This is a genomic window from Methyloceanibacter sp., assembly GCF_041573655.1.
GTDB lineage: Bacteria > Pseudomonadota > Alphaproteobacteria > Rhizobiales > Methyloligellaceae > Methyloceanibacter.
In genome coordinates, this window is record NZ_JBFFQD010000049.1 from 1 (window position 1) to 13,904 (window position 13,904).

Genomic DNA, 13,904 nt, shown 5'->3' on the forward strand with positions numbered 1-13,904 from the left:
CATGCCGACAAGCCAGTCTGTGACGGGATAGAGCAGGATGAGAGACAAGACGCCGGTTGCGATCACGCCCTTGTACAGCGCACCCATGATCGACTTGCTCGAACCGAGACGTACGAAATAGGTGCCGATGATCGAGGTGATGACGCAGGCGCCGCCGATGGCCATCGGGTAGATCATCATCTCCATGACGCGGTCTCCGCCGGCGAAGTAGATCGAGGCGAGCACCATGGTGGCGACGATGGTCACCACATAGGTCTCAAACAGATCGGCCGCCATGCCGGCACAGTCGCCGACATTGTCGCCCACATTGTCCGCGATGGTGGCGGGATTGCGCGGATCGTCTTCAGGAATACCGGCTTCCACTTTACCGACCAGATCGCCGCCCACGTCGGCGCCCTTGGTGAAGATGCCGCCGCCGAGACGGGCGAAGATCGAGATCAGCGAAGCGCCGAAGCCGAGCGCGACGAGAGCATCGATGACGACGCGCGAGGCCGGGCTGTAACCAAGCACCTTAGTCAGCACGAGGAAGTAGATGGAAACACCGAGCAGTGCGAGCCCTGCGACCAGCATGCCGGTAATGGCGCCGGAGCGGAACGCAATGCTCAGGCCATCGGCTAGACTCTTCGTCGAGGCCTGCGCGGTCCGCACATTAGCCCGAACCGAGACGTTCATGCCGATATAGCCGGCCGCGCCCGACAAAATGGCGCCGACCGCAAAACCGATGGCCGGCAGCAGGCCCAGCAAGAAGAACAGCGCGATGAAAATGGCCACGCCGACGAGAGCGATGGCCTGATACTGCCGAGTGAGATAGGCCTTTGCGCCCTCTTGAATGGCGGACGCAATTTCTTGCATGCGCGCCGTACCCGGGTCGGCCGCCAGGACGGATTTCGTCGTCCAGACGCCGTAGGCGATCGAAAGCGCCCCGCAAGCAATGATTAGATAGAGAACCCAGGTCATGACGAACCGTCCCCGTATTTAAGCTTGGTTTGGAATCGAAGGTTCACGGCCGCAAAAAGCAAGACACCATGGGTATCCGCGCCGGCCCCGTTGCTCCAGAGAATTGGACTTAAGCCGCGCGGAAAATGCCAAAGTTGGGGGCCGGAAGCAACAGAGGGGCGCCGGCGACGGCGATTTCGCCGCAGGGCTGGAGCGGCGGCCTAGAAGTGCTTGAATCCCTTGTCTTTTATCTTGAGGGTTTTACCGGCCTCATCGTGCACGCTGACACCCTTCTTGGCGGCAAGGAGGGTGCCGAGCGCGGTAAATCGCGCCCCGCTGGCCTCTGATTCCGATTCGAAGCCTGCGACCGATTTCTCCGATACGGCGAGGACGACCTCGTAATCGTCGCCTGCGGTGATGAGAACCGGGAGCAATGTGGGGTCAAACGCAAGCGCCTTCTTCGCCGCTTCGGAGAACGGCACGTTGCCCGCGTCGATAGCCACGCCCACATGAGAGACCGCGCACAGCTTTTCGATGTCCCCGACAAGGCCGTCGGAGACGTCGATGGCGGCCCGCGCGAAGTTTCGCACCAACGTGGCAAGCGCGTTGTTCGGTCCAGGGCGACGGTAGCGCTCGACAAGATATGCGGCCTCGTTCTCTGTCAGGCTCCATCTCTTCGCCAGAACCGGATCGCGCAAGAGGCGAAGGCCGAGATGCGCATCGCCGATCGTTCCGCTGACATAGAGCCGGTCGCCGGGCATGGCGCCGAGCCGCATCACTGCATGCTGATGGGCCGCCTGGCCGAGCGCGGTAATGGTGACGGTTACCGGGCCAGGTGAAGCGGTGGTGTCGCCGCCGACCAGGCTGATATCCGTTTGCTCTTGGACCACTTTAAGCCCGGCCGCAAAACCTTCGAGCCAGTCGATCGAGATATCGGGCGGCAGCGTGAGCGACAGCGTATACGCGTAGCCCCGCGCGCCCTTGGCCGTTAAGTCAGAAATATTGACAGCAAGCGCCTTGTGGCCGACGGAGTCCGCCGGATCGTCGGGGAGAAAGTGCACGCCCGCCACCAGCGTGTCGCACGTGACGATGAGTTCCTCGCCCTCGGTGACCATGAGGATGGCAGCATCGTCCTTCAGGCCGAACGCCCCCACGTCCTTGGCGAGCGGCGCAAAGACGCGGGCGATGATATCGAACTCACCCTCGCCTTTCGGATCACCTTGCTTTGTCTTGCGGGCCATGGCCGCTCACTGTCGTGTTAGTTCCTTGGGTCGCGTCTTGTGCGCAAGCTGGTCTAGAACGCCGTTCACCACCTTTGGCTCATCTTCGTTAAAAAAGGCGTGGGCGATGTCGACATATTCACTGATGACCACACGCGCCGGTACGTCGTCGCGGTCGGTTAGTTCAAAGGCGGCGGAGCGCAGGATTGCCCGCAATATGGAGTCCACGCGGCCGAGCCGCCAGCCTTCGGCCAACTGTTGATCGATCAAGGGATCGAGATTGCGCTGCTCACGCACGACGCCTTCGACCAGGTCGCGGAAGAACTTGGCCTCGGCGGAATGATATTGATCGCCCTCTAGTTCCTGGCCCAAGCGGTGCGCCTCGAACTCGGCGAGGACGTCGGTCAAGTCGATGCCCGTCATGTCCATCTGATACAGCGCCTGGACCGCGGCAAGCCGGGCGGCGCTCCGCAGTGACGCACGGCTGGATGTTTTGGCACCTTGAGCCATGACCGTTAACGCCGGCTCGCCAAGGAGAAATGCTGCTCCAGGCGCATCAGGGTGAGGCACGCGCGCGCGGCGTCTCCACCCTTGTTGCGCCCGTCGACGCTGGCCCGTTCCCAGGCCTGCTCGCTGCTCTCGCACGTGATGATGCCCGACCCGATCGGCACGCCATGTTCCAACGCAAGCTGATTGATCCCTGCGGCGGACTCCCGCGCAACGATCTCGTAATGGCTGGTCTTGCCGCGGATGACACAACCGAGCGCGATGCAGGCGCGGTGCCGCCCTGCCCGACCCACAAAGCCATTGGCCAACGCAAGGCTGAGTGCAAGCGGGATCTCGAGCGCGCCGGGCACGGAGATGCGCTCATACTCGACTTGATTGCCGCGCAACTCCTCGGTCGCGCCGCGGGCGAGCTCATCCGCAATATCTTCGTAGAAACGGGCCTCGATGATGAGAACCGAGCTGGGACCTTTGCGTGTCATGCACCGGGCTCCAAGCCACGCTGGCCGGCGACCTTCAGCCCGTAGCCTTCGAGGCCGACGATCTTGCGGGCCGGCGAATTCGACAGCAGCACCATTTCACGCACGCCGAGGTCGAGCAGGATCTGCGCGCCGATACCGTATTCCAACAGCCGGGGTTTGCTTTGGCCATTGCCCGATTGGTTGAGGCGCGCCGATATGGCGTTCGGCCGTGACTCCCGGATCAACACGATCACACCACGTCCTTCACGTCCGATAATGTCCATGGCCTTGTGGAGCGGCGTTTCGCGTTTCCCTCCGGACGCCAGAAGGTCGTCGAGCGTGTTCATTGCGTGCACGCGGACCAGGACGGGCTCACCGGAGGAGACGTCGCCTTTGACGAGCGCGATATGCTCCGCCGGGTCGACGGTCGTGGCGTAGACCTTCGCATCGAACGGGCCGCCGATGGCGCTGTCCAGCGTCGTCTTGGCCACCTGCTTCACGAGATGGTCGTAGCGCAGACGGTAGGCGATGAGATCGGCAATGGTAGCGATCTTCAAGTCATGGTCTTGGGCGAAGCTGACGAGGTCGGGCAGCCGCGCCATGGTGCCGTCGTCGTTCATGACCTCGCAGATGACGCCGGCAGGGTTCAGCCCGGCGAGGCGCGCAATATCGACGGCCGCTTCGGTATGCCCTGCCCGGACCAAAACCCCGCCATCCTTGGCGAGCAGCGGAAACACATGGCCCGGGGTCATGACGTCGCGATAGTCCTTGGTGGGATCGATGGCGACGGAGACGGTGTGCGACCGGTCGTGTGCGGAGATGCCGGTGGAAATTCCCTCGCGGGCCTCGATCGACACGGTGAAGGCGGTCGAATGGCGCGACCGGTTCGAGCGCGACATCAACTCCAAGCGAAGTTGATTGGTGCGCTCTGAGGTCAGCGCAAGACAAATGAGCCCGCGGCCATGCTTGGCCATGAAGTTGATGGCATCGGGGGTCGCCATTTGCGCAGGGATCACGAGATCGCCTTCGTTCTCGCGCTCCTCCGCATCAACCAGAATGAACATCCGGCCGTTGCGCGCGTCCTCCACCACCTCTTCGATGGGAGAGAGATATTGGTGGTACGAGGCGCGGTCGGATGCCTTGGTTACGGCCGTCATGACTTTTTGTCTTTGGGTTGCGTCGAACTGTCTTCGGCTTGCGCCAGGCGCGCTGCGTAGCGCGCGAGGAGGTCGGCTTCAATGTTTACCAGATCGCCGGGCTGCCGGTCTCCCCACGTCGTGTGCGTCAAAGTGTAAGGAATGACATTGATGCCAAAGCGCTGACCATCCACCTCGTTAACCGTAAACGACACGCCGTTTAGGGCGACGGAGCCTTTGGGCGCGATGAAGCGGCCGATATCGCTCGGCGCCTGCAAAAGGAAGCGTACGCAGTCGCCGTCGGGGTAGCGCGAGACCACTTTGGCCCGCCCGTCGACGTGACCGGTAACGATATGCCCGCCGAGTTCCTCGCCAAGCGCCAGCGCGCGTTCCAGATTGATCGCCTGGCCAACGTCCCAAGCCCCAAGGGTCGTGTGGGCCATGGTTTCATTCGACACGTCGACCGTAACGACGGCGCCCTTGTCTTTACCCTTGTCGATGTCGACCAAGGTCAGGCAGCAACCGTCGAAGGCGATGGATGCACCCTCCTCCAAGCTCTTACGCTTGAATGGGCACGCGATGGTGTATGTGGCTCCCTTCCGCGAAAAGAGCGTACCTACGCCGCTGACAATGCCTGTGAACATGACCTGACCCGGCGCCACGACGTCATCCGGTCCGGTCCGAACGTACGCGTGGCAGAGAGTGTGAAATGGCCGCTTGCCGCCAGGCGATCAAGGCCATCGCCGGCAAACGGCGTCAGCCCATCGCTGCCTGCTTGGCCTCGGCCCTGATAGACGACAACCTCGTCTACCATATCCGCATCGAGAAAGGCGCGCGCCACGGATGGTCCGCCCTCGACCAGGATGCTGGTGATGCCGCGATGGGAGAGCGTCTCCAGCGCATCCTGCACATCGATGCGCCCGTGATTGTCCACGGGGACCGGCACGATTTCCGCGCCGCGGTCGTGCAGCAGTTCGGCATTCGGCTGGTCCACCCCGGCGGCACAGAGAAGCCAGACCGGCACCATAATGTCGTCGAAGAGCGTTGCGTCCGGCGGCGTGCGCAAGCGGCCGTCGAGTACGGCGCGGATCGGCGAGCGCCACGCCATGCCCGGCAGACGACAGGTGAGTGCCGGGTTGTCGGTGACCACGGTGCCACGGCCGACAAGAATGACGTCGTGACGGGCGCGCAAGAGATGCGCATGGGCGCGCGCTTCCGGACCCGTCACCCAGACAGGCTTTCCATCACCCTCCGGCACGAGCCCGTCGGCGCCAACGGCAAGTTTTAGTGTCACGGCCGGCCGGCCTTCGGCGACGCGCATCAAATGGCCCAGCGTCACGCGCGCGACCTCCTCAGGCAGAACCCCTTCGGTGACCTCGATGCCGGCCGCGCGCAAGCGCTCGATACCGGCCCCTGCGGTGCGCGGATCGGGATCGCGCAAGCCGATTACAATGTGCTTTGGCTTCGCCTCGAGCAGCGCGTCCGTGCACGCCATGCCTCGCACGCTTTCATGCGCGCACGGCTCCAGTGTCACGTAGACCGTACTGCCTTCTGCTTTGGCGCCGGCATGGTTCAGCGCAATGGCTTCGGCATGGGGCCGTCCGCCCGGCGCCGTCCAGCCGCGTCCTGCGATTTCGCCCGATGGCGTCACCACAACCGCGCCGACGGCCGGGTTCGGCCAGGCAAGCCCCAGACCGCGTGACGCAAGCCGCAGCGCTTGCGCCATGCGGTACTCGTCTTGCGGCTGATGGTGGTCCTGCGGGCTCATGCGTTGACAGCCTGCCTAATCGTCTTCGGCCGTGGGTTCGTCGATGTCGACATCGGCGTCCTCACCTTCGGTCCCGGCAAGCTCGCCGAGGAGGTTCTCGAAATCCTTGGCCTCACGAAAATTCTTGTAGACGGATGCGAAGCGCACATAGGCCACGTCGTCGAGGCCCTTCAACGCTTCCATCACCAAGCGCCCAACGGTCTGCGAGCGGATGTCACTTTCGCCCATGTTCTCAAGACGGCGGACGATCCCGCTGACCATGTGTTCGGTGCGCTCGGGCTCAACGGGCCGTTTGCGCAACGCGATCTGTACCGAACGCATCAGCTTGTCGCGGTCGAAGGGAATGCGCCGACCGCTTCGCTTGATCACGGTGAGTTCGCGAAGCTGCACGCGCTCGAAAGTGGTGAAGCGACCGCCGCAATCGGAGCAGATGCGGCGGCGCCTGATTGTGGTGTGGTCCTCGCTTGGGCGAGAATCCTTCACTTGCGTGTTGGTGCTGCCGCAATACGGGCACCGCATGGGCGACCGCCTCCCCTAGTTCACTCGTCACACGAGAGGCTTACTCGTAGATCGGATGACGATCGCAGAGCTCGATCGCGCGCTGCTTTACGGATTCCTCGACAGCACTATTGCCTTCATCGCCGTTGGCGGCGAGACCGTCGAGCACTTCGAGGATCATTCCGCCGACGGAGATGAATTCCGGGACACCGAAGCCACGCGTCGTGCCAGCCGGCGAACCAAGGCGGATGCCTGAGGTCACCATCGGCTTCTCGGGATCGAACGGGACGCCGTTCTTATTGCAGGTGATGTGTGCGCGGCCGAGAGCAATCTCAGCAGCCTTTCCCGTCAGCTTCTTCGGCCGCAGGTCCACCAGTATCAGATGCGTGTCGGTGCCGCCGGAGACGAGCGCGAGCCCGCCGTTTACCAGTGTCTCGCCGAGGGCCTTGGCGTTGTCGATGACTGACTGGGCGTAAAGCTTGAAGGACGGCTGCAGCGCCTCGCCGAAGGCGACGGCCTTGCCGGCGATCACGTGCATCAGAGGACCGCCTTGCAGGCCCGGGAACACCGCCGAATTGATCTTCTTGCCGATGTCCTCGTTGTTGGAAACCACCATGCCCGAGCGCGGGCCGCGCAGCGTCTTATGCGTGGTGGTGGTGCAGACGTCGGCGTATGGCAGCGGGCTCGGATGCAGGCCAGCCGCGACGAGACCGGCGAAGTGCGCCATGTCGACCAGAAGATAGGCGCCGACCGCATCGGCGATCTCGCGGAAGCGCTTGAAGTCGATCTGGCGGGGATAGGCTGAACCGCCAGCGATGATGAGCGCGGGCTTATGTTCGTTGGCCAGACGCTCAACCTCGTCATAGTCGATGAGGTTGGTGTTCTGTGTCACGCCATACTGCACGGCGTTGAACCACTTGCCGGACAGGTTCGGGGGCGCGCCGTGGGTCAAGTGACCACCGGCGGCGAGGCTCATGCCAAGAACCGTATCGCCCGGCTTTATAAGCGCTAGCATGACCGCCTGGTTTGCCTGCGAGCCCGAGTGCGTCTGCACGTTGGCGTAGTTGCAATCGAACAAGCGCTTGGCGCGATCGATGGCGAGCTGCTCGACCACGTCGACGTATTGGCAACCGCCGTAATACCGGCGGCCCGGATAGCCTTCGGCATACTTATTTGTAAGGACCGTGCCCACCGCATCGATCACTGCCCGGGACACGATGTTCTCCGAGGCGATCAGCTCGATTTCGTTCTGCTGCCGACCGCGCTCAAGCTCGATGGCGTCCCAGACTTCGGGATCGGCCTCTTCCAGATGCTTGGTGAAAAAGGCGCTTTCGCGCGCCGCTGCGCGCTGAATATCACTGGCCGTCATGGCGAACTGCTCCTCGATATCAACAATCCCGCCTGGCCTGGCGTGAGGCCGGCGGTTTTCTCCTAAAACGACGCGCTTCCTTGGCACGTTTGGCTGGCTCTACCACATGTCGCGCGGACGCGCCAGCAACGCCCCAACCGTAGACCGGCGTGGGTCAGCCTAGAGGCCGTATGCCAGGAACCCAACAGTCTTTGCGCTTGTTACGCCACCTTAGAGGCCGAAAGACGGCCCGGCCCCGGCTATCCGCGTCAGGCTCCAGCCGGTGTCCGATTCCAGGGCATGACTTGGAGAAGCTTTGCCATGCCGCGCCAGCCCGTTGCGCCGCCGAACACCAATCCTGCGCCGACGAAACCGGCGAGCACGTAGAAGCCGGGCGCGGCGAACGCACCGAGCAGGACGAACAGGAGTACGAGAGTGCCAGCGCCGATCATGACCTGGCGGTTAATCTCGATGGGCGGACTCTTGTCCGCAACCACCGGGAGCCCTGCCTTCTTCCAGGCTTCAATGCCGCCTGTGAGGCTATAGGCCTCTCATTGTGCGACGTCCTTCAAGCGCCCCGCATTGTTGGCCGTCCGCATGCCTGATCGGCAGTGGAAGACGATCGGACCCTTCACGCCCGCGAAGTTCGTCGCCGGGCCCAGCGGTCCGTGCTGCGAGCCCGGGATGTGTTCGCGTGCGCGTTCGTCCGCACCACGGATGTCGACGAGTGTCGCGCCTTGATCGATCAGTTTCTTGGCGTCTTGCGGGGAAATGCTGGGAAGGCTCATCGGACGCTCCATAGGGGTGTTGTTGTTGCGATCAGCCTGCGCGGCTCAATCGTCGCTGCAATAGAGCTTGTGGAGGTAGGCGAGCAGGAGTTCGATACGCGGCTCGGCAATGCGGTACCAAAGCGTCTGTCCCTCACGGCGGAACGCGACGAGCCCCTCGTCGCGCATCTTGGCGAGATGCTGGGAAGTTGCCGATTGAGACAGACCGATCGCCTCGGCCAACGCACCGACGCTTCCCTCGCCCCACTCCACCAGCTTGCACAGCACCATCAGACGGCGCTCGTTGGCGAGCGCCCGTAACATGGTGGCGACCATGGTGGCGTTGGCTTCGAATGTCGCGAGATCGTCGGGCGCACGCGGCATGCTCTTGACCCTTTGTCTATTAGCTTATACTAATTTAGGGTCTTCTAATACGTTAGTCAACGGAGAGCGGCTTTTGGCAGAGCCCGCCGCGGCATGCGCGGACGCTAGAAGCCCATCCAGGCTGTCGCCGGATAAGCTCTTTGAAGCTTGCTGGTGTTTCTTGTGGCGGGAGCCTAGTAGGCCGAAGCGTAGGCGCCTGAGGTGTCGTGACTGTAGATGTCAGGGCGGAAGTGCACCCGCCCATCGGGCGTCGCCCAGGCGCTGATATAGGCAAGATGGACGGGGATCCGTTTCGTGGGCACGTTCACCTGCTGCCTATTGTGCTTCATGGCCTGAACCTGTGACAGGTTCCATTGCGGATTGCCGCGCAACGTCCAAGCGACCAACTTGTCGACATTGTGCACGCGCACGCATCCTGAACTTTCGAAGCGTACCGCCTTGCCGAACAGCCCCTTCAGCGGCGTATCGTGCAGGTAGACCGCGTCCTTGTTCGGGAAGTCGATCTTGACGAAGCCGAGCGAGTTCTCCTCCCAAGGCCGCTGACGGAAGTTGTAGCTGTAGACCTCTTCGCCGAACCAGTTGATCTGGCGGGGATCGAGTTGATTGCCCTGCCGGTCGAAGGCCTCCATGTGGTACGCGGCAAGCATGTCCTGACCGCGTTGCGCGAACTGACGCCCCTTCGGCACAAGGTCCTTATGGATGATGCTGCGCGGCACGTACCAATACGGGTTGAACTTCACCTGGTTGATCTTGCTGGACAGCTCCGGCGTCGGGCGTTCGATCTTGCCGACGACAGCGGCATGCCGCTGTGCGACCCGGCCACCTTCGACAGCCTCGACCTGTGCTGCGGGAATATTCACGAGCACGTAGCGGCTGCCGGTCCGCGGCGCGAGCTTCTGCAACCGCTTCAGACTGCCTTGCAGCTGCGCCAAGCGCACGGATGCCGGAACGTTCAGCGCGCGAATTGTTGCTTTGGAGTCGATGACGCCCGTCGGCGGCAAGCCATGGCGCACCTGGAACCGCTTCACCGCCGCGACGACGGCCGCGTCGTACCTGTCCGGCGTGCTCATGCCGACCAAATCGCCACCGATCTCAAGCCGGCGGTGCAGCGCGACGATCTCCTGTCCGCGCGAGCCGGGCTTCATGGCCTTGGCGGGAACTGTTGGCCAACCGCCTTGCGCGACGATCGCTTTGTATTTCTTGATGGCGGCCTTGGTCGCCGCGATGTTCTGCCTGGCCGCCGTCGGACTACCGAGGCCCGGATTGACGATCATCGCAACTTCGGGATCGTTGCGGGGCAGTTCCGATTTGTGGGACTCGTGTCCGGGGCTCCGGGAGCGCCCGCCACCGAATAGCCCACCGAACAAACCGCCTCCGCCACCGCCGCCGGAATTGGCCTGAGGCGCTTGCTGGCTGTTGCTATTCTTGTTCTTGAAGATGTTGAACGGACCGGCACCGGACGGCTGAACCGTCGCGACCAGGACTGCCACCGCGAGACCCGCAGCCGCAATCGCAGAGCCGTACCTGATGATGTCCGTTGATTTCGGCATGCCGCTCCCCGTCGTTGCGGCCCTAACTGGCTTAACTATAAGCGCTTTGGGGCCGCCGCACTACTCGTTTAGAGCCCATTGATGTCAGCTTGGTCTCACCAAATATTTAACCAAGACTGAGCCTTAGGAGGGTTCAGGTCAGCCGCCGGTTTACCTGCGCGGCACGTCACCTTCGGAATGCTTTCCCTCAAAGGGCCGACGCTGCGTGGTCCTCAACGGCAGCAGCTCTCATAATGCGAAGAATGCCCGAGAATTGGGGCGAATTTGGGCTGTCCAGCGCCCTCGCCCGGACGCAAAAACGCCCCAGTGGAGACATGGGTCCACCGGGGCGCTTTTTGATCTTCAGAAGATCGTGAAGGCTTACAGCTGGTAGCGGATCTGGTCCGTCCAGAAGCGCTCGAGCCGGATCAGGGCCTTGTTGAGCGTCTCAAGGTCGTCGGCGTCGACGCCGCCAACCTGCTCCAAGGAGCGCAGCTGACGCTGGTACAGGCCATCGATAACCTTGGAAACCTCTTTGCCCTTTTCAGTGAGGCTCACCCGCACGGAGCGGCGGTCGGTGGTCGAACGCTGGTGATGGATGTATCCCGCATCGACCAGCTTCTTGAGATTGTAGGATACGTTCGAGCCGAGATAGTAACCGCGGCTGGTCAGCTCGCCAGCGGTCAGTTCGGCATCGCCGATGTTGTACAGCAGCAGAGCCTGCACGCTGTTCACATCGCCGCGGCCGACGCGCTCGAACTCATCCTTGATGACATCAAGCAGCAAACGGTGAAGCCGTTCGACAAGCTTGAGAGAAACAAGATAATGCCCCTTGAGGTCTTCCGCCCCATCGGTGCTCACATGCGTCCCTATGTTTAGGGCTACATTATTCATCGCCTACCCTCGTTACGTTGTTGTTTATCCCCAACTTGATGAGGACTATAGGCGTGGGCTGCTAAGATGAGCTTAAGCGGGACGCTTAAAAGTGCATGAAATTCTAGTATTAATTTTCGTTGATGTTGTTGTGTCTGCGCGGATTCTTATGAAATGCAGTTCGGCTCGATAAGTTTTAGTTCACCATCAATTGGTGTCGAAAACAGCCGATCGATCTCCGCATCGCTGACATCTTCAAGCCGCGCCGGCTGCCATTGAGGCTCCCGGCCCTTGCCGTTAATGCGCGCATCGATCCCTTCGCGGAAGTCGTGCGTGCCGGCAAGATGCGAGGCCAACCGGAACTCGAGCTTCAGGGCCTCGTTCAAGCTGAGCGACTTGCCCACCTGCATTTGCTTGAAGGCGATCTTCAGCGAGGTCGGCGACTTCTTGCGAAGCTCGGCGGCGGTCTGCCTCGCCCAATCCGCGTCCTCGCCGTCTTCGGCATCGAGCCGGCGCATAATCTCCTCGACGGAGTCCGCCGAGAAGATGCGATTGATGGCCGGCGTCTGCTGCACCAACTCGCCTTCGCCCGGATCGCGATGCAGGCCGTCGAGAAGCCGGTCGATCGGATGGTTGTCGGCAAGCGCCGTCTTGATGACGTCGAACTGCGCCGACGGGATGTAATGGCTAACAAGACGCAAACGGTGCGCGTCGGCCGGGCCAATGGTTGCGCCAGTCAGCGCGAGATAGGATCCCATCCAGCCCATGAGGCGCGGTAGAAAATAGGTGCCGCCAATGTCTGGCAGAAAGCCGATGCCCACTTGGGGCATGGCAAAGCGGTAGCCCTCCGCTGCCACGCAGTGGGTCCCCAATAGGCTGATGCCCACGCCGCCGCCGTAAACGAGCCCATTGATCAGGGGCACGTTCGGCCGGATGAATTTCTCCAGAACCCAAACATGGCTGTAGGCCGCGCGGTAGAATTCGCGGATGGTCCCGATCGCGTCTTTCTCGTTCAACGCGCTCAGGACCTTCAAATCACCGCCGCTACAGAACACGGTGGGATGGGTCGACTGCATCACGACCCCATAGATATTCGGGGCCGGGGCCCAGCGCTGGTAGTTTTCGCTGAGGGCCGCGAACATTTCGTGTGTCAACGCGTTCAACCTGCCAGGGCGGTCCAAGGTGACAACCCCGGCCCGGTCATGCTCTTTGAACGTGATGCCAAGTGCTTCGGACAAACGCGATAATCCTTGATTCATATCCTGTCTGGGGGAAACTCGCGGCAGCTAGCATCCCGTGGCCCAAACCTCAAGCGCTGGCGAAGACGCTAAGGCAGTCATCGATGATCCGTAAGCCCCGCGTTTGGCTCATTTCGGCCTGTCTTCTTGGCGCCGCGGCACCCGCCAGCGCTCAGGAGGTCATCCTTACGATCCCTGAGAGGCGGCCGCTACCGGCGGCAGCGGTAGACGAGACGCCCCAGCCGGCCCGAAGACCCGCAGCCGAGGATCCGGTACAAAACCAGGCCGCGCCCGCTCCAGCCGCCATTTCCGCCCCCGCAAAAATACCTGAGCCTAAGACGACCGAAAGCGATGCTTCTACGGACATCATGGCTGAGGACGCCGCGCCTGATGGCGTAACGCCCGAAGCAGAGACCGAAACGGCAGAGAGACCACCGGCTGGGCCGCCGCCCTTGCCGCCCAGAAAGCCGCCTCCCGGCGACCGCCCGACGGCGGCTTGGAACGACGTGAAAGTCATCGCCGCGCGCGAGGCTTGCGACAAGGCGCTCGAGGGCCTGACCATCGACTATGAACGATTGCAGCCGATCAGACGGGGCGCGTGCGGCACGCCGGCGCCGATCCTGGTGAAGTCGATCGGTGCGGATCTGCCCGTGGCGATCGAGCCGCCGGCCACGGTCCAGTGCGCTCTCGCCGCCGCGCTGGACACCTGGTTCAACGATCAGGTGCAGCCTGCCGCGCTCGACACCTTCGGCAGCCCCGTCGTCAAGATCCGCAACATCTCCTCCTACAAGTGCCGGAACCGCTACAACGCGGCCAACACCAAGATCAGCGAGCATGCGTTCGCCAACGCGCTCGACATTTCCGGGTTCGAGCTCGCCTCGGGCAAGAAGATCACCGTGCTCAAGGGCTGGCCGCGCATCGTTCAGCCCCCGCCGCCGCCGGAGCCCAATCCCGACCGCGAGGTGACGCCGGCGCTGACCCCAGTCAAGTCCGACCCCGATGCGGCCTTCACGCCCCCGCCTGAAGCCTCGCCGCCTCTAGGTCCGGAGCTCCGCGATGCGTCGGAGTTCTTGCGGGCCATCCACGCCGACGGCTGCAAGACGTTCAACACCGTCCTCGGACCCAACGCCAATGCGGCCCATGCGAACCATTTTCATGTCGACATGAAAATACGTCGCTACGTGACGATTTGCGAATGACACCGGAAAGGGCCGGGAAAGCCCGGAAAACCATGTTGGCAAG

16 protein-coding genes are annotated in these 13,904 nt (G+C 62.5%); 1 reads left to right on the forward strand and 15 read right to left on the reverse strand.

Annotated elements, in window-relative coordinates; genetic code table 11:
- From ABY454_RS10285 to ABY454_RS10355, 15 genes are all read right to left on the reverse strand, one after another.
- Positions 1 to 957: sodium/proton-translocating pyrophosphatase (locus ABY454_RS10285; RefSeq protein ID WP_372930412.1), on the reverse strand; the 957-nt coding region annotated here is incomplete at its 3' end.
- Between the two features lie 200 nt (positions 958 to 1,157).
- A complete protein-coding gene (gene thiL / locus ABY454_RS10290; RefSeq protein ID WP_372930414.1) occupies positions 1,158 to 2,177 on the reverse strand; it encodes a thiamine-phosphate kinase in 1,020 nt (339 codons plus the stop codon).
- A 6-nt stretch (positions 2,178 to 2,183) separates the two neighbouring features.
- Positions 2,184 to 2,666: a transcription antitermination factor NusB gene (nusB, locus tag ABY454_RS10295; protein WP_372930416.1), complete on the reverse strand. Its 483-nt coding sequence runs from the start codon at positions 2,664 to 2,666 to the stop codon at positions 2,184 to 2,186.
- A 5-nt stretch (positions 2,667 to 2,671) separates the two neighbouring features.
- On the reverse strand, positions 2,672 to 3,142 hold the full coding sequence (gene ribH / locus ABY454_RS10300; protein ID WP_372930418.1) for a 6,7-dimethyl-8-ribityllumazine synthase: 471 nt from the start codon (positions 3,140 to 3,142) through the stop codon (positions 2,672 to 2,674).
- Positions 3,139 to 4,278, reverse strand: coding sequence for a 3,4-dihydroxy-2-butanone-4-phosphate synthase (gene ribB, locus ABY454_RS10305; protein WP_372930419.1), 1,140 nt, complete (start codon positions 4,276 to 4,278; stop codon positions 3,139 to 3,141). The genes ribH and ribB overlap by 4 nt, the downstream gene beginning before the upstream one ends.
- Complete coding sequence (locus ABY454_RS10310; RefSeq protein WP_372930421.1) at positions 4,275 to 4,901, reverse strand: riboflavin synthase; 627 nt, start codon at positions 4,899 to 4,901, stop codon at positions 4,275 to 4,277. Before ABY454_RS10310 ends, ribB begins: the two co-directional genes overlap by 4 nt.
- Positions 4,874 to 6,025, reverse strand: coding sequence for a bifunctional diaminohydroxyphosphoribosylaminopyrimidine deaminase/5-amino-6-(5-phosphoribosylamino)uracil reductase RibD (ribD, locus tag ABY454_RS10315; protein WP_372930422.1), 1,152 nt, complete (start codon positions 6,023 to 6,025; stop codon positions 4,874 to 4,876). Before ribD ends, ABY454_RS10310 begins: the two co-directional genes overlap by 28 nt.
- A 15-nt stretch (positions 6,026 to 6,040) precedes the next feature.
- On the reverse strand, positions 6,041 to 6,544 hold the full coding sequence (gene nrdR / locus ABY454_RS10320; protein WP_372930423.1) for a transcriptional regulator NrdR: 504 nt from the start codon (positions 6,542 to 6,544) through the stop codon (positions 6,041 to 6,043).
- A 40-nt stretch (positions 6,545 to 6,584) separates the two neighbouring features.
- Entirely contained in the window at positions 6,585 to 7,892 is a 1,308-nt protein-coding gene (glyA, locus tag ABY454_RS10325) for a serine hydroxymethyltransferase (RefSeq protein WP_372930424.1), read from the reverse strand.
- A gap of 248 nt (positions 7,893 to 8,140) precedes the next feature.
- Entirely contained in the window at positions 8,141 to 8,368 is a 228-nt protein-coding gene (locus ABY454_RS10330; protein ID WP_372930426.1) for a DUF2892 domain-containing protein, read from the reverse strand.
- 54 nt (positions 8,369 to 8,422) lie between these two features.
- On the reverse strand, positions 8,423 to 8,659 hold the full coding sequence (locus tag ABY454_RS10335; protein WP_372930427.1) for a rhodanese-like domain-containing protein: 237 nt from the start codon (positions 8,657 to 8,659) through the stop codon (positions 8,423 to 8,425).
- Between the two features lie 45 nt (positions 8,660 to 8,704).
- Complete coding sequence (locus tag ABY454_RS10340; RefSeq protein ID WP_372930429.1) at positions 8,705 to 9,022, reverse strand: ArsR/SmtB family transcription factor; 318 nt, start codon at positions 9,020 to 9,022, stop codon at positions 8,705 to 8,707.
- A 173-nt stretch (positions 9,023 to 9,195) separates the two neighbouring features.
- Positions 9,196 to 10,572, reverse strand: a complete 1,377-nt coding sequence (locus tag ABY454_RS10345; RefSeq protein ID WP_372930430.1) for a murein L,D-transpeptidase — start codon at positions 10,570 to 10,572, stop codon at positions 9,196 to 9,198.
- A gap of 360 nt (positions 10,573 to 10,932) precedes the next feature.
- A complete protein-coding gene (gene ldtR, locus ABY454_RS10350; RefSeq protein ID WP_372930432.1) occupies positions 10,933 to 11,445 on the reverse strand; it encodes a transcriptional regulator LdtR in 513 nt (170 codons plus the stop codon).
- Positions 11,446 to 11,591: 146 nt separating this feature from the next.
- Positions 11,592 to 12,662 carry an enoyl-CoA hydratase/isomerase family protein gene (locus ABY454_RS10355; protein WP_372930434.1) on the reverse strand — a complete coding sequence of 357 codons (1,071 nt, stop codon included), beginning with the start codon at positions 12,660 to 12,662 and terminating at the stop codon, positions 11,592 to 11,594.
- Between the two features lie 104 nt (positions 12,663 to 12,766).
- On the opposite strand from ABY454_RS10355, the gene ABY454_RS10360 reads away from it, so the two are divergent.
- Positions 12,767 to 13,861: an extensin family protein gene (locus ABY454_RS10360; protein ID WP_372930436.1), complete on the forward strand. Its 1,095-nt coding sequence runs from the start codon at positions 12,767 to 12,769 to the stop codon at positions 13,859 to 13,861.
- Positions 13,862 to 13,904: the final 43 nt, after the last annotated feature.